Raw genomic sequence first — 23,136 nt, 5'->3', positions numbered from 1 at the left:
TTGACCGGGACCTCTCGCTATCAACTTCGTCTCGCTCTAGCCAGCCTCGCCAGCCAGATTCCAGTGGATCGGGAACATCGGGTCGAAGACTGTAACCGGGCCGTCGCCGGTCTCGATCTTTTCGGGGAAGGCCACGGGCTCGTTATGCCGTTGCAGCGTGACGCGCGCCTCGTTGACGGGGAGCCTGTAAAAGGCCGGCCCGTTCAGCGACACGAACGCCTCCAGCCGGTCGAGCGCGCCGTCCTGTTCGAAGACATGGGCGAGGCAGCCCATCGTGTTGATCGAGGAGAAGATGCCGGCGCAACCGCAGGCGCATTCCTTGAGCGGGTCGGTATGCGGCGCTGAATCCGTGCCGAGGAAGAAGCGCCGGTCGCCCGAGGTCGCGGCCGCGCGCAGCGCCAGCCGATGCGTCTCGCGCTTGGCGACCGGCAGGCAGTAGTAGTGCGGGCGGATACCGCCTGCCAGGATGGCGTTGCGGTTGATGATGAGGTGATGGGTTGTGATGGTCGCGGCGAGGTTTTCGTCCTGCGACAGGGCGTAATCGACGCCATCCTTCGTGGTGACGTGTTCCATCGCCACGCGCAGGCCGGGGATCGCGCGGCGCATCGGATCGAGCACGCGGTCGATGAACACGGCCTCGCGGTCGAAGATGTCGATCGATGGGTCGGTCACTTCGCCGTGGACGCACAGCGTCAGGCCGATCTCGGCCATGCGTTCAAGCACCGGGTAGACCTTGCGGATGTCGCGCACGCCGCTCTGCGAGTTGGTGGTGGCGCCAGCCGGATAGAGCTTCACGGCGGAAATCTCGCCGGCGCGGAAGGCCGCCTCGACATCGGCGGGGTCGGTCTCCTCGGTCAGATAGAGCGTCATCAGCGGGGTGAAGTCGCTGCCCTGTGGCAGGGCGGCCATGATGCGCTGGCGGTAGGCTGCGGCATCGGCGCGGGTGACCACCGGCGGCACTAGGTTGGGCATGATGATGGCGCGGGCGAAATGCGCGGCCGTGTGAGGTGTGACAGCCTGCAGCATAGCGCCGTCGCGCAGGTGGACATGCCAGTCGTCGGGTCGGCGGATGGTCAGCGTCGTCATTCGTGCCTCGTCAGAAACTCGTGGACGATGTCGGTGGCAGCGATGAAGTCCGCCAACTCCATCGCCTCTTGCGGGTTGTGGGAGCCGTTGCTGTTTCGCACGAACACCATGGCGGAGGGAACACCGGCCGCGGAAAATACCGCCGCGTCGTGGCCGCCGCCGGATGGCATGACGAACGGCTCCTGACCGACACGCGCCATCGCCGCCTTCAGGCCTTCCACCAGTTCGGGATCGCACATCGCCGGCTCGACGCGCATCTCCTCGTCGAGCTCGAAGCGGACCTTGCGGTCCTTTTCGACCTGCTGCATCTCAGCCTGGAGAAGCCGGCGCATGTCATCGAGGGTGCGCGGGCTCTGGCTGCGGATGTCGAGGCTGAAGGAAACCTCTTCCGGGATCTTCGACATGGCGTGCCGCTCGGGGTCGGTTCCGACCATGCCGCTGGTCAGCACCAGATCGTCGCCCATGTTGAGGATGGTCGACCAGCTCTCGTCGAGGCGCACCAGCAGGTCGGCCATGGCGAGCACCGCGTCGCGGCGGTAGGCCTTGGGCACCGCGCCCGAATGGCCGGCCTCGCCGATGCAGCGCACGCGGCGGTGACGGAAATTGCCCCGAATGCCGGAAACGACGGCGGCGGGAATCTCCTTGCCGATCAGCAGGGGACCCTGCTCGATATGCAGCTCCAGATAGGCTTCGATCGCCGAGAGATCGATTAGCGGCTGGCGTGCGCGGACCGGCTCCATGGCAATGCCGGCGTCGACCATGTGATTGTCGAGCGTGCGGCCGTCGCCCTTGTGCTGCGCCTTCAACTCGGCCGCATCGAGCGTGCCGGTGAGCGCCTTGGAGCCGATATAGCAGGGGCCGAACCAGGCGCTTTCCTCGCCGCGCATGGCAAGCACATGGACGGGCCGTGCAAAATGCTCGCCGCGCCGCTGCGCCCGCAACAGGCAGACGAGGCCGGCAACGACACCGGCGAGCCCGTCGAAATTGCCGCCGTAGGGCACGCTGTCGACATGCGATCCGATGACGACGAAACGCTCGGCGTCACGGTCGCCGGGCAGGGCGAAGTTGGCGTTGGCGCCGGCGTCGTACCAGACCTCCAGCCCGTTATCGCGTGCGAAGTCCTCAAGGAAGCGCAGGGTATCGGTTTCGACCGCCGAGAAGGCCGGGCGGCTGACGCCCTGCGTATCCGGCGTGCGTGCGGCGATGGTCTCGAAGAGATAGCGCGCGGTCTCGAGGTCGACGTCGCGGTCGTCGGCGGGCTTGGCCTTGAGCGCGGTCATGGCGCGGTCTCCATGAAGACGACGCCGGCCTTCTGCTCGTCGTCGATGACGGTGCCGACGAGGTCGCGCACGGAGGCGATGTTCTCGCGTTCCAGATAGCTTTGGAGATCGGCGATGATGGCCGGCATGACAGTGGGGTTGATGAAGGTCGCAGTGCCGACCTGCACGGCGCTGGCGCCTGCGATCAGGAATTCAAGCACGTCCTCGGCCGTCGAGATGCCGCCGCAGCCGATGACGGGGATCTTGGCGGCCTTGGCGCACTGGTAGGCCATGCGCAGCGCTATCGGCTTCAGCGAGGGGCCGGAGAGGCCGCCCATCAGGTTGCCGAGCTTGGGCTTGCGGGTGCGGATGTCGATGGCCATCGCCAGCAGCGTGTTGGCGACGACCAGCGTGTCGGCGCCGCCTTCTTCAGCGGCGCGTGCCACCTCGGGCGTCTCGCCGGTGTTGGGCGTGAGCTTGGCCCAGAGCGGAAGGCTGGTCGCCTTGCGCAGCTTGCACATCACGTCATAGGTCGAAGAAGCGCGGATGGCGAAGGCCTTGCCGTCTTCCTCGATGTTCGGGCAGGAGATGTTGACCTCGATGGCATCGACGCCGTCGACGCTGACCTCGGAGCAGAGCGTGGCGAATTCGTCGGCGGTGTTGCCCGAGATGCTGACCACCAGCGGCGTGCGATAACGCTGGTAGAAGGGGATCGTCTTCTCGATGAAGTAGCCGATGCCCTTGCTGGGGATGCCGATGGAGTTGAGCATCGAAGCCGAGACCTCGCAGACGCGCGGCGTCGGGTTGCCGTCGCGCCAGCCGCGCGTGATCGTCTTGGTGACGTGCGCGCCAAGGCATTCGAGATCGAAGACGTCGGCGAGGTCTTCCGAGAAGGTGCCCGAGGCGGGCATGATCGGGTTCTTGAGGCGCAGCGCCCCGATGTCGACGGAGAGGTCTACCATGGCATCGCCTCTTGCATGTCGAAGACGGGGCCTTCGCGGCAGACGCGCAGGTTGACGAGGCGTTCGCCCTTGCGGAACGGGCGCACGCAGCAATGGCACATGCCGAGGCCGCAGGCCATCTGCTGCTCCAACGCGATCTCGCCGGGAATGCCGTGGCGCTCGCCGAGCACCTGGAGCAGCCGCAGCAGGCGGTTGGAGCCGCAGGTGTAGAACGCGTCGACGCCCTGGTGGGCGACCAGTCCTTCGATGATACGCTCGATGTTGTCGACGCCGGCGGTGCCCTCGGAATCCGTGACGGTGATGACATTGGCGCCGAGATCGCGGAAATAGTCCGTCGACATCAGCACCTCGGGATTGCGTGCGCTGCAGATGGCGGTGAGGCTGCGCCCGAGCCGCTGCGCTTCCAGCGCCAACGGCGCAAGCGTTGCGAGGCCGACGCCGCGCGCCACGAGCACGAGATGCTGCCAGTCGGCCTCGATGCGGAATCCCTGACCGAGCGGCCCGAGCACGTTGAGGCTGTCGCCCGGCCCGAGATGGAAGAGCGCGCGCGTGCCTTCGCCCGTCACCTTGTAGAGGAAGTGCAGTTCCTCGCGTTCGGGATAGAAGCCGTAGATGCTCATGGGACGGCGCAGATAGGGCGTCTCGCCGCCAATCGCGGGGCAGAGCAGATGGAAGAACTGACCGGCCCGGCACTGCTCCAGAAGATCGGCCGGCGCGCGCAGCACGAGGCGCATATATTCGCCATTGACCGGGTCGTTGGAGACCACGGGCAGGTCGCGCTCGAAAACCGATGGAATCTGCGGAATCGTTTTTTCGGCATGCAGCATCGTCATCTCCCCGTCAGCCGACCAGCAGGTTGGGCAGGAAGGTGGAGACCGGCGGCACATAGGTGATGACCAGCAGCGTCGCGAGGTTGGCGGCGATGAACGGTCCGATGCCCGCAATGATGACCATGACCGGCTTCGACAGCGTCGAGGCGGCAACGAACAGGTCGAGGCCGAATGGCGGCGTGATCATGCCGATCGTGATGTTGAGCGTGACGATGACGCCGAAGTGGACGGGGTCGATGCCGAGCGCCATGGCGACCGGATAGAGCGGCGGCACGAGGATCAGCAGCGCCGAGTTGGGATCGACGAACATGCCGACGACCAGGAACACGACGTTGATGATGATGAGGAAGACGATCGGACCGGCGTTGACGGTTTCGATGAAGGTGAGGATGTGGCTCGGCACCTGAGCGAGTGTGACGAAGTAGGACAGCAGGCCGCCCAACGCCAGCAGAATGAAGATGATGGCCGTGGACAGGGCCGCGCGCTCGGTGATGTCGATGAGCTTGCGCAGGTTGAGGCTGCGGAAGATGACGGTCTCGACGAAGATCGCATAGACGACGCTGACGGCCGCTGCCTCGGTGGGCGTGAAATAGCCGGTGTAGATGCCGCCGAGGATGATGAGTGGCATGCCCAGCGCCCAGGTCGCGCGCGATACCGCCCTCAGCCGCTCGCGCCAGCTTGTGCGCTCTCCGCCTTCGATGCCGTTCCTGCGCGCCTCGATGGCTACGAGGATCGCGAAGGACAGCGCAAGGACAAGACCGGGCACGATGCCGGCGATGAATAGCTTGGCTACCGACGTGCCCGTCATCCAGCCATAGATGATGAGGGTGATGGACGGTGGCAGCAGCAACGATGTCTCGGCGGCCGAGGCGATGAGCCCGAGGCTGAACTTGTCGCTGAATCCCTTGGCGCGCAGGTCGGGATAGACCATGCGTCCCATGGCGGCGACCGTTGCGGGAGCGGAGCCCGACACCGAGCCGAAGGCAAGCGAGCCGCCGATAGTGGTGTAGCCGGGGCCGCCACGGAAATGTCCGAGGAACGCGCTGGCCATGCCCGTGAGGCGGGCGGAAATCTGGCCTCCGCCCATCAGTTCGGCGGCGAGGATGAAGAAGGGGATCGCCAGCAGGGTGGAATGGTTGATGCCGCCAACGATCTTCTGCACCGCGACCGGGTCGGGCAGGGTGCCGTAGAAGAACTCCTTGACCATCAGGGCCGGCACGCCAAGCACCAGCAGCATCTCGAAGCCGAGGACGAGAAGGATTACGGCAGTGGCTACGACGATAGCGAGCAACATGCGTCTACTCCTTGTCCTGCGCTGAATAGCGGTCGATCAGTCCAAAGAAGCTCAGACCGTAGCGCAGCGCGAGCAGGATGAAGCCGGCGGTCGGCGCCAGGTACATCCAGAAGATCGGCATGTTCAGCGTTGGGCTGATCTGGCCCATGGAGTGGACGAAGATGGTCATCTGGTATCCAAGCCAGGCGAGATAGAGGCTGAAGATCACGCCGACCGCGTCGATGATGCGGCGTACCGGAAGGCGCGTCTTCGCGGCGATGCGGTCGCGCCATGTGTGGACGCCGACATGGCGGCCCTTTTCAAGCGCGAGCCCGATGGCGAGGAAGACGAGGAACAGGCTCATCAGGCGGACGGCCTCCTCGATCCAGGCGAGGTTGGAGGCCATCGAGCCGCCGAACTGGCGTCCCACGACATTGAGGAAGTACAGCGCGACCATGATGAGAAAGATCGCGACAATGGCAATCCGCTCGGCGGCCCGCAAAATGGAAAGCGCCTTCATGGCCGGTTCCTCGAAGATCGGGGCGCGGCGCCGCTATCGAAGCGGGCGCCGCGTATCGGTTCTTACTGCGCTACGGCTTCGTATTCGCGCTCGTAGACCTCGATAAGCGCCTTGCCCTCATCGCCGGTGCGGCTGAGGAAGGCCTCGCGCGTGGCGGGGTACATCTTCTCGCGGAAGGCCTGCTTTTCGTCGGAAGTCATCTCGCGGATGTCGATGCCCGACGCCTCGATTTCGGCGAGCGCCGCCTTAACGGCCTCGGCCTTGTGGGCGATGAGCTCGGGAATGACTTCCTGGAAAGCCTCGGTGATGACGGTGCGGTGCTCTTCAGGCAGACCGTTCCAGAACGCAGGGTTGAACAGCACGACATCTTCCATCGCGCCGTGGTCCGAAACCACAAGATGCTTCTGGACCTCGTAGTACTTCATGCGCTGGATGGTATCGAGCGGGTTTTCCTGCGCATCGACCACGCCGGTCTGCAGCGCGGTGTAGAGCTCGCCGAAGGGCAGCGCTATTGCCGAGGCGCCGAGCGCGTTAAACTGCTCGATCAGGATGTTGGAATCCATCACGCGGAACTTCTGGCCGGCGAAGTCGTCGATGGCGGCCAGCGGCTTGCTGGAGGTGAAGTGCTTGCGGCCGTTCGGCCACAGCGTCACACAGACGACGCCACGGGTGGAGAAGGAATCGCACAGCGCCTTGCCGAAGGCGCCGCCGCGAATCTTCTGCGCGGCTTCGGCATCGTCCGGTAGCAGGAAGGGGATGTCGAGGATCGACACCAGCGGGTTGAAGCCGCCGAGGAAGGCCGCCGGCGCGACGGTTGCCTCAAGCGTGCCGAGCTGGACGCCTTCGGTCATCTCGCGCTGCTGGCCGAGCTGGCCCTGCGGGAAAATCTGGAACTCGACGGCGCCGTCGGTGCGCTCGGCCACGAGGGCCGCGACCTTCTCCAGCATCACGTGACGCGACTGCTGTGCGGATTCCAGATGGCCGATCTTGGCGACGAAATCCGCCGACCATGCCGCCGACGCGGCAGAAAGACCGATAACGGTCGACAATGCGATTGCCTTGAGCCTGCTGACTACCCTGTTCACTGTTCCACCTCTTATTTTTGGGGCCAAGAAAGAATGGACGGTAATGGAGGGGCGGATTGGCTGTCAATCGCAATTCTCAAAAATGAGACGAATTTAAGATGCGTCCAATAATTGATCCGAAGTGGCGGATATGAGAGGTTTCATTGACAATCATGCGTCGGTCGCCGGATAACGGGACCGCTTCTGGAGCCCGCGCGGGAGAGAATGTGAGCAGTTCGGACCAAGACGCAATCAGCTTCCGCGACATCGGCGCGCGCCTGCGTGCCCATCGCATGGGCAAGGGGCTGACGCCCGATGCCCTGGCCGAAAAGCTCCACATGTCGCGCGCGGCGCTCTATCGCGCCGAAAAGGGCGAAATCCGCAAGATCGATACGCTGACCAACATCGCCGGCGAACTCGGCGTTTCGCTGCCGAGCCTGATGGGCGTCGGCGTGGAATATGTCAGCACGTCGACGGCGTTCTTCGAGCGGATGCGCCAGCTCGAGGAGGAATGCCAGCAGATCATCGGGCTGTTCAGCCCGGTGTCCTACCTGCTGACGTCCGACGGCTATGACACGGTGCTGAAGACCGTTTTGAAGGAGTCGATTCCCGAGGGCGTCGATCCCGACGGGACGTCGGCACGGGCGGTGGATGCGCTCGTCGAAATCCTGCGCGAACGTAAGGCCGCCTTCCGGTTGCGCCGGCCGCTGATCGTCAGCCTGATCTCGTCGGCGGATCTCGAGCGCTTCCTCATGCACGGCATGGTGGGACGGCACGACCTGCCGGCAGCGACCGTCGACGAGCGCAGACGCGCCGCGCGCAACGAGGCCGAATACATCCTCTCGATGCTGAACGACCAGCCGATCGGCATCCAGATCGGTATCGTGCGCGAGCAGGTGCCGGCGACGAGTTTCCAGATATTCCGCCAGGCGGACCGCTCGGTTCTAGCAATCAGCCCGTTCCGGCTGGGCGAGCAGCCGAATGTGCGGCTGGGCGTGGCGCTGATAACCTCGGCACCTGAGGCGATGTCGCTGCACGAGGAGATCGCCGCGCGGCTGTGGGGCGATGCGCTTAAGGGGGCGGAAGCCGCCGCCTACCTGCAAACCGTGATCGACAAATACGCGATCCGGTAGCACCGCGCAGGGGATGGACGCAGACGCCCGAGCCGTGGTCTGTTACGGCCTTCCGACACCACAGGAAGGCATGACCGTGCACGCATCTCCCTTCGATCTTTCAGGCAAGACGGCGCTGGTGACCGGCGCGAACACCGGCATAGGGCAGGCGATCGCTGTCGCGCTGGCAAATGCCGGTGCTTCTGTTGTTGGTGCGGGCCGTTCGGCCATGGACGACACGGCGGCGCTGATCGAGGGCAAGGGCGGACGCTTTGCGGCTGTCAAGGCCGATCTCTCGGACATGACGGCGGTACGTGGGCTGATGCCGCGCGTTACGCAGGAATGCGGTCGGCCCGACATACTGGTCAACAATGCCGGCATCATCCGGCGCGCGGACGCGGTGGACTTCACCGAGGAAGACTGGGATGCCGTCATGGACGTCAATCTCAAGTCTGTCTTCTTCCTCTGCCAGGCCTTCGCGGCGGGCGCGCTTGCGGAGAACGCGCCGGCCAAGATCATCAACATCGCGTCGCTGCTGTCGTTTCAGGGTGGTATCAGGATCGCATCGTACACCGCCGCAAAGAGCGGCCTTGCCGGCCTGACGCGGCTGCTTGCCAATGAGTGGGCGGCGCGCGGCATCAACGTGAACGCCATTGCACCCGGCTATATCGAGACCAACAATACGCGGGCGCTGCGCGAGGATTCGGACCGAAACACCGAAATTCTCAAGCGAATTCCGGCTGGACGGTGGGGCAAGGGGGAAGACCTGGGCGGCGCGACGGTGTTCCTTGCCTCGAATGCTTCCGATTATATCCACGGCGCGGTACTGCCGGTCGACGGCGGCTGGCTGGCGCGCTAGGCGCTGTCAGCTTTCGCGCGAAGCTTGGCTGCGGATGCGGGCGCGTTCCAGCATGTAGCGCTCGGCGTCTTCCATATGCTCGCGCATCAGCCGCCGCGCACCTTCGGCATCGCCTGCCTTGAGCAGGCGGATCGTGCGCACCTGATAGTTGAGCGCGGTCTCGCGCAGTTGCGGGTTCGGCTCGGCATAGATCGCGCGGCACTCGGTCAAATCGCGCAGCAGCGTCTGCAGGAACACGCAGACGAAGCCGAGCAACTGGTTCTCGGCGAGGCTGGCGAGGACCGAATGGAAGTCGAGTTCGGCGATCCGCTGGCGGAATTCCTCCTCGGCCGTCTTCGGCTCGTTCTCGTAGAGCCTGATCGTCGCCTGAAGGGCCGAGATGCCCTGCTCGTCGAGCTTGCCTGCAAGGCTAGCGGCCAGTTCGGGCTCCAGAAGCTTGCGCAGCGCATAGATGTCGGCGATGCCCGGCTGGTTGAAGAGGAAGAGATTGCTCAGCAGGTCCATAGCCTGCTCGCCCGACAGGGCCGTGACGAAGGCACCGCCGCCGGGGCCGGTACGGGTCTTGATGAGGCCCTGCGTTTCCAGCGCCTTCATCGCCTCGCGGACGGTGCCCTTGGATGCCTTCATCTCCTCTTCGGCCAGCCATTCCTGCGGGATGCGGTCGCCGGGGGACAGGCCTCGCTGGGAAATCAGGTCGCGGATGCGCGCCGCGAGCATATCCGAGCGCTTGCGCCGTTTCGGCGGCGTTACCACCAGCGGCGTGTTTCCCGTCGTCATCCCTTGTCGCCCATCAGCCTGCCCGTTTCTCTCCTGTCAGGAGCGGCGGGTGGAAGCAAGCGGCGAGGTGCTCCTTGTCCACCGCGCCTTCCTCCAGCGAGGGGCGCTTCGACCGGCACAGCTCGTCGGCTGCCGGACAGCGCGCGGCAAAGGCGCAGCCCGGCGGCGGATCGTAAGGATCGGGCAGCTCCGCATTGCCGTCCTCAGGCGCCAGCACCGGACGGCCGGGCACCGGCACCGAATCGAGCAGCAGCCTCGTATAGTGGTGTCGCGGATCGGCGAAGATGGCCTTCGACGGGCCAATCTCGGCGAGGCGGCCGAAATACATCACCGCGACACGGTCGCTGACGCTTTCGACCACCGACAGATCGTGGCTGATGAAGACGTAAGTCAGGCCGAAACGCGCTTTCAGGTCGTCGAGCAGGTTGAGCACTTGCGCCTGCACCGAAACGTCGAGCGCCGAGACCGGCTCGTCGAGCACGATCAGTTCGGGGCTGGCCGCCAGCGCGCGGGCGATGCCGATGCGCTGGGCCTGACCGCCGGAGAATTCGTGCGGATAGCGCTCGAGGAATTCAGGGCGCAAATTGACGGCGTCCATCAGCTCGGCCAGCCGCTGCCGGCGCTCGCTGCGGCCGAGGCCGAGGAGATGGATGAGGGGCGCTTCCAGGATCGAGCGGATCGTCTTGCGCGGATTGAGCGACGAGACGGGATCCTGGAACACATACTGGACGCGCCGCGCCAGCGTGCCGAAATCGCGTCGCGCGGCTTCGGCCACGTCCTCGCCCTTGAAGCGGATCGCGCCGCCGGTCGGCTTGTCGAGCCCGACCAGCATGCGCGCCAGCGTCGACTTCCCACAGCCGGATTCGCCGACGATGCCAAGCGTCTCGCCAGGGCGGACCTCCAGGGAGACCTGCTGGATGGCATGGACGCCGGGCTTGTGCCCGCCGAACAGCGTGCGGCCGCCACCAAAGACACGCTCGACGGCGTCGATCTCGATCAGTGCGGCGTCGTCAGGCATCGGTTGCGGGCCTTTCTGTATCGTTCACCAGCGGGAACAGGCAGCGCGCGGCGCGGCCGCCGCCCAGCGGGTCGAGCGCGATCTCACCGCGCCGGCATTCGGGTTGTACGCGCGGGCAGCGCGGCGCGAAGGCGCAGCCTTCCGGCAGGTCGTCGACGGAAGGCGGCAGGCCCTCGATCGCATCCAGCCGGCGTTCGGGCGCGCCCAGCACGGGCACGCAGTCGATCAGCTTGCGGGTGTAGGGATGGGCCGGGCTCTCCAGCACCTGTTCGGTGGTGCCGGTTTCAACGATGCGGCCCGCATACATCACCGCCACACGGTCGCAGAGTGCCGAGACCACGCCGAAATCGTGGGTTATGAACAGGATCGACGCCTGCTTTTCGTGGCGGAGCTTGTTCATCAGCGCGAGGATCTGCGCCTGAACGGTGACGTCGAGGGCGGTCGTCGGTTCGTCGGCGATCAGCAGTTCGGCGTCGTTGGCGAGCGCCATGGCGATGCAGACGCGCTGCCGCATGCCGCCCGACAGCTCGTGCGGCCAGGCGTCGAGCCGCTGTTCCGGGTTGGGAATGCGCACCAGCGCCAGCAGCTCCTTCGCACGTTCTCGCGCCTGCGCATGCCCGAACGGCTGATGGGCGCGGATCGCCTCGATGATCTGGTCGCCGACCGTGAACAGTGGGTGCAGCGTCGAGAGCGGGTCCTGGAAGACGTGGGAGACCGCGCCGCCGCGCAACTGCCGGATGCGCGCGTCGGACGCGGCAAGCAGGTCCTCGCCCTTCAGGCGGATGGCGCCGCCGGCGATACGTCCCGGCGGGGTGGGCACGAGGCCCATGATCGACATGGCCGTGACCGACTTGCCGGAGCCGGATTCGCCAACGAGGCCGAGGCATTCCGTCTCGCCGAGCAGCAGGTCGACGCCACCGACGGCGTGAAGCGTCTTCGAGCCGATCTGGAACTGGGTCTTCAGTCCCGCGACATCGAGCACTGCGCCGGGAACCGGGTCGGCGTGGTTTTCGCCGGCCGGAAGCTCGATGGCGGTGCGCGCGACGGGCCGTGTCAGAGCGCCGGACTTCAGCCGTGGATCGAGCACGTCGCGAATGCCGTCGCCTAGCAGATTGATGCTCATCACCAGCAGGAAGATGGCGATGCCGGGCATCAGCGCGACGTGCGGAGCATTGAACAGCACCCGTCGGCCGTCGCCGAGCATCGAGCCTAGGTCGGCCTGCGGCGGCTGAGCGCCCAGCCCAAGGAAGGAAAGGCCGGCGGTTTCGAGGATCATCCAGCCGACGGTGGTCGACATCGTCACGACGATCACCGGCATGACGTTGGGCAGGATTTCGGAGGTCAGGATGCGCATGTGCGACTTGCCGGAAAGCCGCGCCGCGTCGACGAATTCGCGCCGGGCGAGGCCGAGCGTGACACCGCGAATGTTGCGGGCAAAGAAGGGAATGTTGACGGCAGCGATGGCATAAAGCGCGTTGATGAGGCCCGGCCCCAGCACCGCGACGATGGCGAGCGCGAGCAGGATGTAGGGGAAGGCCATGAGCATGTCGATGCCGCGCATCAGCAGCGTATCCGTGCGCCCGCCTGCGTAGCCGGCGACGAGGCCGATCAGCGAGCCGAAGAAGGCGGCGATGAGCGTTGCCGAAATGCCGACGGCGAGGCTGACGCGCAGACCCCAGACGATGCGGGAGAGGATGTCGCGGCCAAGCGCATCGGTGCCGAGCAGGTGGCCTTCGGCGAACGGGCGAAGCAGCCGCTGCGCAGGCGCTGTCGCATCGGGATCGGCAAGCGGCAGCAGCGGTGCAAGCAGCGCTAGTGCTGCCATGAATGCGAGGATGACCAGACCGGCCGTCGCCAGCCTGTTGTTGAGCATCAGGCGAATGGCGTCGGGGCGGCCCGATCCGCGCGCCGGCTTCGCGGTTTCTATGGTTGCGCTCATCGCCTCAACCTCGGGTCGAGCGTCGACTGAATGACGTCTGCTGCAAGGTTGAACAGGACGTAGCTGGCGGCGACCACCAGCACGCCGCCCTGAACCAGCAGGATGTCGCGGGTGGAGATGGCGTTGACCAGCATGGCGCCAATGCCCGGCCACTGGAAGACCGTCTCGATATAGACCGCGCCGCCAAGCACGAAGCCGGCCTGGATGCCGATGACCGGGATGACGCTGACGAGGGCGGCCTTGAAGGCATGGCGGTAGATGACGCGGCGCTCGCTGAGCCCCTTGGCGCGGGCGGTGCGGATGTAATCCTGCCGCAGCACCTCGAGCATGGCGGTTCGGGTGAGCCTCGCGATGACGCCGGTGGCGACCGCCGCCAGCGTCACTGCCGGCATGACGAGGTGGTAGAGCAGGTCCGGCAGGTCGCCGCCGCCATAGATCGCGTACATGCCGCTGGCCGGGAACCATCGCAGGTCGACCGCGAAGAACAGGATCAGGAGCAGGCCGAGGAAGAATGAGGGGGTGGATATGCCGATCAGCACCAGCAGTGTGACGATGCGATCTGCCCAGCCGAACTGGCGCACAGCCGAGACGATGCCGGCCAGCAGACCGAAGATCGAACAGAGCAGGAGTGCGGCGCCCGCGAGAATGAGGGTTGCCTGGAAACGCTCCAGCACTTCGTCGAGCACGGGCCGGTTGAGCGCGAAGGAGCGTCCGAGATCGCCCTGGAACAGGTTGCCGAGCCAGATCAGGTATCGCTGAGGCAGGGGCTTGTCGAGGCCGAGCTGCGCGTTGAGGCGGGCGACGTTTTCGGGCGTGGCGAAATTGCCGAGAATGGCCGTCGCCGGGTCGCCTGGGATCAGCGCCATGATCAGGAACACGATCAGGGTGAGCCCGAACAGGACGGGTATCGCGGCAAGAAGCCTCTTTGCGATGTAGGCTGCCATGGGTGCGCTCCGGGTCGCCGAAGGTGAGCCCACCCGCGCCGGATGCGCGGGCAGGCTGGCACGTCAGTTCTTCGACACGTCCTGAAGCATCAGGAAGAACGAGGGCTGCAGGCTGAAGCCTTCGACATTGGCCGTCGTGACCGCGCCCTGCACCCAGTTGGCGACGAACACCCACGGGGCATCCTCGTGCACGATCTCCTGCAGTTGCTGGTAGAGGGTAGCGCGCTCTTCCGACTCGACCGAGACGCGGGCCTGGTTGAGCAGTTCGTCGACCTCGGGATTGGAGTAGTAGCCCGAGTTGAAGCCGCCTTCGGAGGGAAATGCCTCGGTCCGCAAGGTCAGGAAGGGCAAGGTGTCGGGATCGTTGGTCATCCACGCCATCTCGGCCATGTCGGCCTTGCCTTCGAGGCCGGGATTCACCTGGCCGAGGAAGGTATTCCACTCATAGGTCTCGATCTTGACGTTCATGCCCACGGCGGCGAGATCGGCCTGGATCGCCGTGCCCATGGCGACCGGATCGAGCATGCCGGAGCCGCCCTCGGTGACGTAGAAGGTGATCTCCTCGCCGTCGTAGCCGGCCTCTTCAAGCAGCTCGCGCGCCTTGTCGGGGTCGTAGGGGTAGGGCTGCACCTCCTCGTTGTAGGCCCAGGCGAAGGCCGGCGGAATCGGGCCTGCCGCGACCTCCGCGGTTCCCTGCAGCACGTCGGTGACGAGTGATTCCTTGTTGATCGCGTAGTTGGCCGCCTGACGCACGGCTTTCTCCGCGAAGGGGCCTTCCTTCATGTTGAGGATGAGGAACCAGACGTGCGGGCCGGCCTGCTCATGCACCTCGAAGTCGGGCGCATCGCGGAACTGGGCGACCGAATCCGGCGGCACCTCGACCATGATGTCGAGCCCGCCCGACAGCATCTCGGCAACACGGGTGTTGGCATCGATGATCGGACGGAAGACGATGGCTTCCGGCGCCGGGGCGCCGTCCCAGTAATCCTCGTTGCGGGTCACGACAACGCGCTGGTTGCCCTGCCATTCCTCGAATTTGTAAGCGCCGGTGCCGACCGGATTGCGCCCGTAATCCTTGCCGCTTGCCTCGACGGCAGCCGGCGAGACGATCAGGCCGGTCGGATAGGCGAGGTTGGACAGGAACGGGGCGAACGGCTCGTTCAGCTTGAATTCGACCGTCGTGCCGTCAACCGCCGTCACCTCATCGACCGCCGAGAAGAAGAAGGCCAGCGGGAAGGGGCCGGTGTCGTGAAACGGATGCTCCTCGTCTAGCATGCGTTCGAAGTTGAACTTCACCGCCTCGGCGTTGAACGGCGTGCCATCATGGAAGGTGACGCCTTCGCGAAGCTTGAAGGTGTAGGTGAGCCCGTCTTCGGAAATCTCCCAGCTCTCGGCGAGCGAGGGCTCCACTTCGAGCGAGCCGTCGGCAAAACGCACTAGCCCGTCATAGACGTTCACCAGAATACGGAAGTCGTTGACCGCCGTTACAGCGTGCGGGTCGAGCGACTGCGGCTCGGCGATCTGTCCGACCACGATCACATTGGGCGGGGTCTGGGCGAAGGCGGCTGGCGCGATCGCCAATGCGCATGCGGCCGCCATCGCGGCAAGTACGCGTCTCATGGGTATCTCCGTTCGTCGTTCCGCTGCGTTATAGCGATAATTAATCACTATAATTTGCGGCAGGCAATGATTTATACATATAAATTAGCTGCAGCCCGTTGAAGCGATGGAACTGCAACGCGAAGCAAGGGAGGATCCGGTGGCAGGCGGAAGACGGGCGGAGATCGACGGCCGGCGGATGAAGGCAATCTTCGACGCGATCAACGATTTCGGGCGCGTGCCGGACAGGCCGGGCTGGAACCGCCCGGGGCTTTCGGCCGAGGACATGGCCGTCCGTCGCTGGTTCGCCGGGCGCATGGAGGCAGAGGGACTTCGCGTTTCAATGGATGGCGCGGTGAACGTGTCCGGACGGCTGGGGCCGGAAGGCGCGCCTTGCGTGATGCTGGGCTCGCACCTCGACACGGTGCCTTCAGGCGGTGCTTTCGACGGCGCGCTCGGGGTTGCTGTCGCGCTCGAATGCGCGCTTGCGATGCGCGATGCGGGCCTGCCGCTCGTCCACCCCATCGAGGTGATCGCCACCAGCGAGGAGGAAGGTCGCTTCGGCGGCATGCTGGGTTCGCAGGCGCTGGCCGGGCTGGTGACGCAGGAATGGCTTGAGACGGCGGCCGATGCCGACGGGGTGCGCCTCGCCGATGCGCTGGCGAGCCACGACCTCGGCCCAGCCGGCGTGATGGCGTCGGCGCGGCCGGCGGGTTCGGTCAAGGCGTTTCTGGAACTGCATGTCGAGCAGGGGCCGGTGCTCGAACGCACCTCCATTCCAGTCGGCATCGCAGACCGCGTTTCGGGCGTGGTGCATCTCGGCGTCACACTGCGCGGGATCGCCAATCACTCCGGCACCACGCCGATGGACATGCGCGCCGACGCCTTCGCCGGGTTGGCCGAGATTGCGGCCGGAATACCTGGTCTCATTTCAGCGAAGGGGACGGAACAGTCGCGCATCACCATCGGCAAGGTGGAACTGAGCCCGAACTTCCCGCATACGATCCCGGGCGAGGCGCGGTTTTCGATCATCGTGCGGGATGCGGAAAGCGTTGAGCTGGACCGGCTGTGCGATGGTCTGCACGATCGCATCGCGGCGGTGGCGGGACGTCACGGGCTGGCCCATGAGATCGTGGAACGCAGCCGCATCGAACCGGTCATGCTCGATGCGGCGATTGCAGGGCTTCTGCGCATGGAGGCGGAGGCTCTGGCGTTGCCGTCGATGGTGATGCCCTCAGGTGCGGGGCACGACGCCCAGACCATGCAGGCACTCGCGCCGGCGGGCCTGATTTTCGTGCCCAGCAGAGGCGGGGTGAGCCACGCGCCGGACGAGTGGACCGACTGGGAAGCGGCAGTGGCCGGGGCGCGGCTTATGCTGGCTGCCGCCGTTCGACTGGCATGCGAATGACCGCATCCAAAAGTGGCAGGCCGCCGCGCGGGAACTTTCAGGCGGTTTCCGCATTGGCAAACCGAGCGAAGGGAGCGACATGGGTATCCGAGAATTCCGCAGGGACTATCTGACCCGGCCCATCTTCCGTTGGGCGGGCGGCGTGCTGCCGCCGATTTCCGACACCGAGCGCGAGGCGATCGACGCCGGCACAGTCTGGTGGGACGGCGAACTTTTCACCGGCAATCCGGACTGGCAGAAGCTGCTGGACATGCCGCCCGCAGCACTCTCGGCGCGCGAACAGGCGTTCATGGACGGCCCGGTGCGCGAACTCTGTTCCATGATCGACGACTGGAAGATCGCCTGGCAGGACCGCGACCTGCCGCCAGACGTCTGGGATTTCATGCGCAAGAACAAGTTCTTCGGCATGATCATCCCTGAGAAATATGGCGGGCTCGGCTTCTCCAACACGATGCATTCCGAGGTGGTGCGGACCATCTCATCGGCGAGCGTGGTGGCCGGCGTCACCGTCATGGTGCCGAATTCGCTCGGGCCGGGCGAACTGTTGATGCATTTCGGCACCGAGGCGCAGAAGGACCATTGGCTGCCGAGGCTGGCGGACGGCTCGGAGATTCCCTGCTTCGGGCTGACATCGGAGGATGCGGGCTCGGATGCCGCGGCGATGACCGACAGCGGCATCGTGGAATACGGCAAGCACGAGGGCCGCAAGGTGCTCGGCATTCGCCTGAATTTCCACAAGCGCTACATCACTCTGGGTCCGGTCGCGACCGTGATGGGACTGGCCTTCAAGCTCTTCGATCCTGACGGGCTGCTCGGTGGCGAGAAGGAGCGCGGCATCACCGTTGCCCTGTTGCCGACAGCGACGCCGGGCGTGAACCATGGCGAGCGTCATATCCCGCAGTTCACCCATTTCCAGAACGGACCGCTCTACGGCAAGGACGTCTTCATCCCGCTCGACTGGATTCTCGGCGGCCAGGAACAGGTCGGGCAGGGCTGGAAGATGCTGATGACGGCGCTGGCGGCGGGGCGCGGGATTTCGCTGCCCTCGCAGTCCGCGGCCTCGGCGGCAATGTGCGCGCGGGCGACCGGCGCCTATTCGCGCGTGCGACGCCAGTTCAACGTGCCGATCGGCATGTTCGAGGGCATCCGCCGGCATCTCGCCGACCTTGCCGCCAACGCCTACCTGATCGACGCGGCGCGGCGGCTGACGGTGGCCGCGCTCGACCGCGGCGAGAAGCCGTCGGTGATTTCGGCGATCATGAAGTATCACGCCACCGAGCGCATGCGGGAGTCGATCGAAAAGGCGATGGACATCCATGGCGGCAAGGCGATCATAGACGGCCCGCGCAACTATATGGGCGGGCAGTATCGCTCCGTGCCGATCGGCATTACGGTCGAAGGCGCGAACATCCTCACACGCAACCTGATGATCTTCGGCCAGGGGGCGATCCGCTCGCATCCCTACATGCTGAGGGAACTGGAGGCGCTTTCGGAGGCCGACAAGGACAAGGGCCTCGACGCATTCGACCGGAGCTTCTGGGCGCATGCGGGGCATTCGATCGCCAATGCCGGACGTGCATTCCTGCGCGGTTGGTCGGGCGCGCTGTTTGCACCGTCGCCGAAGGATGTGGGCATGCCGCACCACTGGCAGCGGCTTTCGCGCTATGCCTCGGCCTTCGCGCTGATCTCCGATCTGGCGCTTCTGACGATGGGCGGCGCGCTGAAGCGCAAGGAACTGATCTCGGCGCGGCTGGGCGACATCCTGTCCGAACTCTACCTGCTGGGCGCGGTGCTGAAGCGCTACGAGGACGAGGGCCGGCAGAAGATCGACCGTCCCATCGTCGACTACATCATGGTGAATGGCGAGGAGCGCATCTGTGCGGCGTTCGATGGCGTGCTCGACAATCTGCCGGCGCGCTGGGCGGCCTGGGCGACGCGCATCGTTGCGTTCCCGTTCGGCATTTCCTATCGCGCGCCTTCCGACAGGCTGACGGACAAGGTGGCCGAGACGCTGATGACACCGTCGGAGCAGCGTGATCGCCTGACGCCGGGGCTCTATCTCGGCGAAGGCCACGAGACCCATGCGCTCAAGGATCTGGAACATGCCTTCCAGGCGGTGATGGACGTGGAGCCGATCGAAAAGAAGATGCGGGCCGCGGAAATCCGCGACCCCGAGGAAGCACGCGAGCGCGGCGTCATCGACGCGGCGGAGTTCGGGCGGCTGGCTGCGGCCGCCGAGCTGGTTCAGCGCGTCGTTGCCGTGGATGCGTGGCCGATGGAAGAGGTTTCGCCGCTGGCCGACCAGCATCGAAAGCCGGCGCCGAAGCGTACGCGTGCGGCAAAGCCGCGGCGGCTCGCGGCCGAATAGCCGTCAGACCGCTCGCCGGCGTTATTGGCCCGTTTGGGGCATCTGGCGTGCGGCGCGGCGCATTGAATGCGGAGGCAGGCCGAACTGCCGAACGAAGGCGCGACGCATGCGTCCGGGATCGCCGAAGCCGGCCGATACGGCAATCTCGTCGAGCGGGCGCGCGCTCGATTCCACCGCCGTTCTTGCGGTTTCCAGCCGTAGCCGCTCTACCGCTTTGGCCGGCGTTGTGCCGGTCTCGGCAGTAAAAGCGCGCGCGAAATTGCGGGGGCTCATCGCGGCGCGATCCGCAAGACGCTCCACCGTCAAAGGTTCGGCGATATGGGCGCGCATCCAGTCGATCAGCGCGGCGAAGCGGCCGCTGCGCCCACCCAGCTCGACAATCGCGGAGAACTGTGACTGACCGCCCGGTCGCCTCTGATGCACGACGAGCTGCTGGGCGATGCGGCGGGCAATGTCCGATCCCAGATCATCCTCGATAAGGGCAAGCGTCAGGTCGATCCCGGCCGAGATGCCGGCGGACGTCCAGACATCGCCGTCGCGAATGAAGATGCGTTCCGCGTCCAGCCGGATATCCGGGTAGCGGCGTGCGAAGTGTTCGGTGCTTTCCCAGTGCGTGGTCGCGCGACGGCCCTCCAGCAGGCCCGCTTCGGCCAGGAAGAAGGCGCCGGAGCAGACGCTTGCGATGCGGCGCGCCTTTGCCTGCGGCAGCCAGCCGACGATCTCCTGCATCGCGGCCATCGACCGCACGATCTCACCGCCCGAAACCAGAACCGTGTCGTATTCGGCGTCGTCGAGCGGCGCGGCGTCGAGATCGAGCCCGGAGGAGCTTTGCACCCGACCGCTGCCTTCCGGCGCGAGCACGGTCAGCGTGTAGCTGCTAGGGCGAAACCGGTTGGCGATCTCGAAAGCGGCGACCGGCCCGGTCACGTCCAGCATCTGGAAGCCGGGATGGAGGATGATGGCAACGGCTCGGCTCATGGCAGTTTTTGCCTGATTTATGTCATTTCGGCCAAATCGTAGCAGCGGTAGAATTGGCGTCAAGTTTCGCGGTTTGCGGTAATGGAGACGCAGGATGAGCGTGAAGATGATTTCGCTGGGCGTGTTGGGCTTGGTTGCCGTTGCCGCCCTAGCGTGGCTGGGCTGGCTCTACAGCCTGCCGCCGGCTCCGCCCGCCATGGCGGCGTCGGCGGTGCCGCCCGAGGAAACGCAGGCGATGCTGGCGGCGCTGAAGCCGCCCAAGCGCGAGCGGCCGGTGATCGCGATCATCGGTATCAACGACGCCACGGAGACCACCGACTATCTGATGCCCTACGGTATCCTGCGCCGCGCGGACATAGCGGACGTGTCGCTGGTGGCGACGCAGGAGGGGCCGGTTTCGCTCTATCCGGCGCTGACGGTGGAGCCGGATACGACGATCGCGGCTTTCGACGCACAATATCCCGAGGGCGCGGACTATGTGATCGTGCCGGCGATGAGCCGCGACGACGACCCGGCCGCACTCGACTGGATCAGGGGACAGTCGGCCAAGGGCGCGATCGTCATCGGCGTCTGCGTCGGGGCCAAGGTGGTGGGGGCGGCCGGGCTGCTCGATGGGCGGCAGGCCACCACACACTGGTATTACCTCACCGAACTGCTCAAGCGCAGCCCGACCATCGAACACGTGGCCAACCGGCGCTTCGTTGTCGACGGGAACGTGGCGACGACGACCGGCATCACAGCGTCGATGCCGATGATGCTGACGCTGATCGAGGCAATTGCCGGGCGGGACAAGGCCGTGGAAGTCGCGCGGGGTCTCGGCGTCGATACGTGGGACGCGCGCCATGCCAGCGGTGCCTTCCGTTTCAACCGTAGTTTCGCGCGGACCGTGATCGGCAACAGTGCGACGTTCTGGAATCGCGAGCAGCTCGCCATTGCGCTGGAGGAGGGTGTGGACGAGGTTTCGCTGGCGCTGGTTGCCGATGCATGGTCGCGGACCTACCGTTCGAAAGCGCGGACCTTTGCCGAGGGGCCGATCACAAGCAGAAACGGCGCGCGGATCGTGCCCGATCGAACGGGAAGCTGGCGAGGCGACGAACGGGTCGCCGATTTCTCGGATGCGAAGCCGGCGCAGGCGCTCGATGCAACCTTGCAGGCGATCGAGCAGCGCTATGGCCGACGCACGACCGACGTGGTTGCCATGGAGCTCGAATACCCTCGCTAGAAAAAGTTCAGGGTCGAGTGTCGGGAGGTGGCTGCGTCGTGCGTCCTAGTGGCAGCCAAACCGAATATCCGAGGAGACGACCATGTTCCGCACCACTTTTGCCGCAGCCATCCTGCTGATGACCGCCCCCGCCTTCGCACAGACCGAGCCGGTGGGTGACCGCGTCGAGGTCAACGGGATGCAGATGTATTATGAGGTGTCCGGCGAGGGCGACCCGCTGGTCGTGCTTCATGGCGCTTACATGAATATTCCCTCGATGGGCGGCATTGTCGGCAAGCTGGCCGAGACCCATAAGGTCTATGCGCTGGAGTTCCAGGGGCACGGCCGTACGAGCGACATAGACCGGCCGATCACCTACCCTAACCTTGCGGATGACGTGGCTGCGTTCATGGATGCGGTGGGCCTCGAGAAGGCCGATGTGTTCGGCTATTCGATGGGGGCCGCTGCGGGCCTGCAGCTTGCCATCCGTCATCCAGAGAAGGTGAACAAGCTGGCGGCCGCTTCCGTCGCCTATGACGCCAAAGGCTGGCAGCCGGAGTTTACGGCGTTCATTCCGCAGATGACCGTGGAGATGTTCCTCGACATGCCGTTTGCCGCCGAATACCGCGAGCTTGCAGCCAATCCCGACGGCTTCCCCGCGCTGGTCGAGAAGCTGATCCAGCTCGAGCACGAGCCGATGGCATGGGAAGACGACGTCAAAGATCTTGAAACGCCGGTGCTCATCATCTCGGGCGACGCCGACGTCAGCACGCTGGAGCACGCGGTGGCGATGTTCCGGTTGCTGGGCGGCGGAGCCATGGGCGACATGGGCAAGCCGCTGCCGGAATCGCGTCTTGCGGTGCTGCCGGCGACCTCGCATACCGCGGTCATCGGCCAGGTCGACCTTCTGCACGCTTTCATTGAACCGTTCCTCGAAGGCGAGACGCCGAAGGGCATGTTCGAATAAAACGCGGGCAGACAAGCTTGCTGAACAATGACGGGCGGCCGGCGACGGTCGCCCGTTTTCAGTTGCGGTAGATGCGATTGCGGACGGGGAAGCGCCCGTCGAAGGTGACGGCCACGCCGTCTCGCGTTTGCGGATCGACCGCGTGGATATGAAGGTGCGGCTCGGTCGTGTTGCCGGAATTGCCAATGCGGCCGATGGGCACTCCCACCACCAGGGTGTCGCCGGGTTCGACGGCCACCGAGCCCTCCCGCAAATGCGCGATCTCGACGTCGATGTCGCCGCAGTCGAGTACGACGTGATTGCCTGCCGCATTGTCTCCGTCCCTTTCGGGCGGCGGGAGGTCGGGCAAGCCGTCGACGGCAGCCAGCACCGTGCCTTCGCAAGGGCTCACGACCAGAGCATCATAAATCTCGTAGCTGGCAACGTCCTGGGGCAGGATGCCACTGGCCCGGAAGCCGGCGGGGCCGATCGCGGTGATGTCGGCAGCGTAGCGCTGCTCGCTATGGCTGGCATGGTGGTTCAACAGCGTGATGCTGCCACCTTGCCCGACAACAAACGTGCCGCCCTGCAACGGAAACGCCAGGTCTCGCGTGCCGGCCGGCGTCCGCAGGCCCAGAAGCACGTAGACCAGCGCTGCGCAAAACAGCGCCAGCGAGCCGGCCGTGGGCCAGTGCTGGCGCCAGATCGAGGTGCCGTCAGCCGGCAGCCACGGCAGGCGGGCATGGCGCAGCAATGAAAGCACAACGGCCACCGCCAGCAGGGCCAGCAGCACGAAGCGTGTATAGTAGCCGGCAATATCCCATCGGCCGACAAGCATAACGAGCGCCACGAAGACGGCAGAGTCGGCGACCACGAGCAGCCATGCAACGCGGGAGTGTTCCGACAGGCGCCAGATGCGCCAAGCATAGCCCAAAGGTATGCCGATACAGACGGCGAGAAGAATGACGACGACAAGAATCATGTGCCGCCAAC

General features: G+C 65.5%; 20 protein-coding genes. 6 read left to right on the top strand and 14 right to left on the bottom strand.

Going from position 1 to position 23,136, the window contains the following annotated elements; all coding sequences use genetic code 11:
• Positions 1 to 36: 36 nt before the first annotated feature.
• From pyrC to ACVJNE_RS00430, 7 genes are all read right to left on the bottom strand, one after another.
• Complete coding sequence (pyrC, locus tag ACVJNE_RS00460; RefSeq protein ID WP_499562020.1) at positions 37 to 1,086, bottom strand: dihydroorotase; 1,050 nt, start codon at positions 1,084 to 1,086, stop codon at positions 37 to 39.
• The gene (locus ACVJNE_RS00455; RefSeq protein WP_499562018.1) at positions 1,083 to 2,366 is read right to left on the bottom strand and encodes a Zn-dependent hydrolase; all 1,284 of its coding nucleotides are present in this window, start codon (positions 2,364 to 2,366) and stop codon (positions 1,083 to 1,085) included. The genes pyrC and ACVJNE_RS00455 overlap by 4 nt, the downstream gene beginning before the upstream one ends.
• Positions 2,363 to 3,307 carry a dihydroorotate dehydrogenase gene (locus tag ACVJNE_RS00450; RefSeq protein ID WP_499562016.1) on the bottom strand — a complete coding sequence of 315 codons (945 nt, stop codon included), beginning with the start codon at positions 3,305 to 3,307 and terminating at the stop codon, positions 2,363 to 2,365. The genes ACVJNE_RS00455 and ACVJNE_RS00450 overlap by 4 nt, the downstream gene beginning before the upstream one ends.
• On the bottom strand, positions 3,301 to 4,134 hold the full coding sequence (locus tag ACVJNE_RS00445; RefSeq protein WP_499562015.1) for a dihydroorotate dehydrogenase electron transfer subunit: 834 nt from the start codon (positions 4,132 to 4,134) through the stop codon (positions 3,301 to 3,303). The genes ACVJNE_RS00450 and ACVJNE_RS00445 overlap by 7 nt, the downstream gene beginning before the upstream one ends.
• A gap of 13 nt (positions 4,135 to 4,147) precedes the next feature.
• Entirely contained in the window at positions 4,148 to 5,431 is a 1,284-nt protein-coding gene (locus ACVJNE_RS00440) for a TRAP transporter large permease (RefSeq protein ID WP_499562013.1), read from the bottom strand.
• Positions 5,432 to 5,435: 4 nt separating this feature from the next.
• Positions 5,436 to 5,930 (bottom strand): TRAP transporter small permease, encoded by a 495-nt coding sequence (locus tag ACVJNE_RS00435; RefSeq protein ID WP_444727406.1) that lies wholly within the window; start codon positions 5,928 to 5,930, stop codon positions 5,436 to 5,438.
• A 62-nt stretch (positions 5,931 to 5,992) separates the two neighbouring features.
• Positions 5,993 to 7,015, bottom strand: coding sequence for a TRAP transporter substrate-binding protein (locus ACVJNE_RS00430; RefSeq protein ID WP_499562010.1), 1,023 nt, complete (start codon positions 7,013 to 7,015; stop codon positions 5,993 to 5,995).
• A gap of 206 nt (positions 7,016 to 7,221) precedes the next feature.
• On the opposite strand from ACVJNE_RS00430, the gene ACVJNE_RS00425 reads away from it, so the two are divergent.
• Together ACVJNE_RS00425 and kduD are read left to right on the top strand one after the other, a co-directional pair.
• Complete coding sequence (locus ACVJNE_RS00425; RefSeq protein ID WP_312860643.1) at positions 7,222 to 8,127, top strand: helix-turn-helix domain-containing protein; 906 nt, start codon at positions 7,222 to 7,224, stop codon at positions 8,125 to 8,127.
• Positions 8,128 to 8,197: 70 nt separating this feature from the next.
• Positions 8,198 to 8,965 (top strand): 2-dehydro-3-deoxy-D-gluconate 5-dehydrogenase KduD, encoded by a 768-nt coding sequence (gene kduD, locus ACVJNE_RS00420; protein ID WP_499562008.1) that lies wholly within the window; start codon positions 8,198 to 8,200, stop codon positions 8,963 to 8,965.
• A 6-nt stretch (positions 8,966 to 8,971) separates the two neighbouring features.
• Here kduD and ACVJNE_RS00415 read toward each other — a convergent pair whose 3' ends face one another.
• From ACVJNE_RS00415 to ACVJNE_RS00395, 5 genes are all read right to left on the bottom strand, one after another.
• Entirely contained in the window at positions 8,972 to 9,742 is a 771-nt protein-coding gene (locus ACVJNE_RS00415) for a FadR/GntR family transcriptional regulator (protein ID WP_499562006.1), read from the bottom strand.
• Between the two features lie 13 nt (positions 9,743 to 9,755).
• Positions 9,756 to 10,760 (bottom strand): ABC transporter ATP-binding protein, encoded by a 1,005-nt coding sequence (locus ACVJNE_RS00410; protein ID WP_499562004.1) that lies wholly within the window; start codon positions 10,758 to 10,760, stop codon positions 9,756 to 9,758.
• A complete protein-coding gene (locus ACVJNE_RS00405) occupies positions 10,753 to 12,699 on the bottom strand; it encodes a dipeptide/oligopeptide/nickel ABC transporter permease/ATP-binding protein (RefSeq protein WP_499562002.1) in 1,947 nt (648 codons plus the stop codon). Before ACVJNE_RS00405 ends, ACVJNE_RS00410 begins: the two co-directional genes overlap by 8 nt.
• A complete protein-coding gene (locus tag ACVJNE_RS00400; RefSeq protein WP_444727399.1) occupies positions 12,696 to 13,643 on the bottom strand; it encodes an ABC transporter permease in 948 nt (315 codons plus the stop codon). The genes ACVJNE_RS00405 and ACVJNE_RS00400 overlap by 4 nt, the downstream gene beginning before the upstream one ends.
• A 63-nt stretch (positions 13,644 to 13,706) precedes the next feature.
• Positions 13,707 to 15,263, bottom strand: a complete 1,557-nt coding sequence (locus ACVJNE_RS00395) for an ABC transporter substrate-binding protein (protein ID WP_499562000.1) — start codon at positions 15,261 to 15,263, stop codon at positions 13,707 to 13,709.
• Between the two features lie 139 nt (positions 15,264 to 15,402).
• Here ACVJNE_RS00395 and ACVJNE_RS00390 point away from each other — a divergent pair, with 139 nt between their 5' ends.
• Both ACVJNE_RS00390 and ACVJNE_RS00385 read left to right on the top strand, forming a co-directional pair.
• Positions 15,403 to 16,650 carry a Zn-dependent hydrolase gene (locus ACVJNE_RS00390; RefSeq protein WP_499561998.1) on the top strand — a complete coding sequence of 416 codons (1,248 nt, stop codon included), beginning with the start codon at positions 15,403 to 15,405 and terminating at the stop codon, positions 16,648 to 16,650.
• Between the two features lie 79 nt (positions 16,651 to 16,729).
• Positions 16,730 to 19,018 (top strand): acyl-CoA dehydrogenase, encoded by a 2,289-nt coding sequence (locus ACVJNE_RS00385; RefSeq protein WP_499561996.1) that lies wholly within the window; start codon positions 16,730 to 16,732, stop codon positions 19,016 to 19,018.
• A 21-nt stretch (positions 19,019 to 19,039) separates the two neighbouring features.
• Here the strand turns inward: ACVJNE_RS00385 and ACVJNE_RS00380 are convergent, their stop codons facing one another.
• On the bottom strand, positions 19,040 to 19,996 hold the full coding sequence (locus tag ACVJNE_RS00380) for a GlxA family transcriptional regulator (RefSeq protein ID WP_499561994.1): 957 nt from the start codon (positions 19,994 to 19,996) through the stop codon (positions 19,040 to 19,042).
• Positions 19,997 to 20,090: 94 nt separating this feature from the next.
• On the opposite strand from ACVJNE_RS00380, the gene ACVJNE_RS00375 reads away from it, so the two are divergent.
• Both ACVJNE_RS00375 and ACVJNE_RS00370 read left to right on the top strand, forming a co-directional pair.
• Positions 20,091 to 21,218 (top strand): DJ-1/PfpI family protein, encoded by a 1,128-nt coding sequence (locus ACVJNE_RS00375; protein ID WP_499561992.1) that lies wholly within the window; start codon positions 20,091 to 20,093, stop codon positions 21,216 to 21,218.
• Between the two features lie 82 nt (positions 21,219 to 21,300).
• On the top strand, positions 21,301 to 22,164 hold the full coding sequence (locus tag ACVJNE_RS00370; RefSeq protein WP_499561990.1) for an alpha/beta fold hydrolase: 864 nt from the start codon (positions 21,301 to 21,303) through the stop codon (positions 22,162 to 22,164).
• A gap of 58 nt (positions 22,165 to 22,222) precedes the next feature.
• Here ACVJNE_RS00370 and ACVJNE_RS00365 read toward each other — a convergent pair whose 3' ends face one another.
• Positions 22,223 to 23,125 carry a M23 family metallopeptidase gene (locus ACVJNE_RS00365; protein WP_499561988.1) on the bottom strand — a complete coding sequence of 301 codons (903 nt, stop codon included), beginning with the start codon at positions 23,123 to 23,125 and terminating at the stop codon, positions 22,223 to 22,225.
• Between the last annotated feature and the right edge of the window lie 11 nt (positions 23,126 to 23,136).

The organism is Mesorhizobium sp. DxT, from assembly GCF_058448885.1.
Note: the sequence above shows the minus strand (reverse complement) of the source record. Positions and strands in the feature narration are given on the sequence as shown.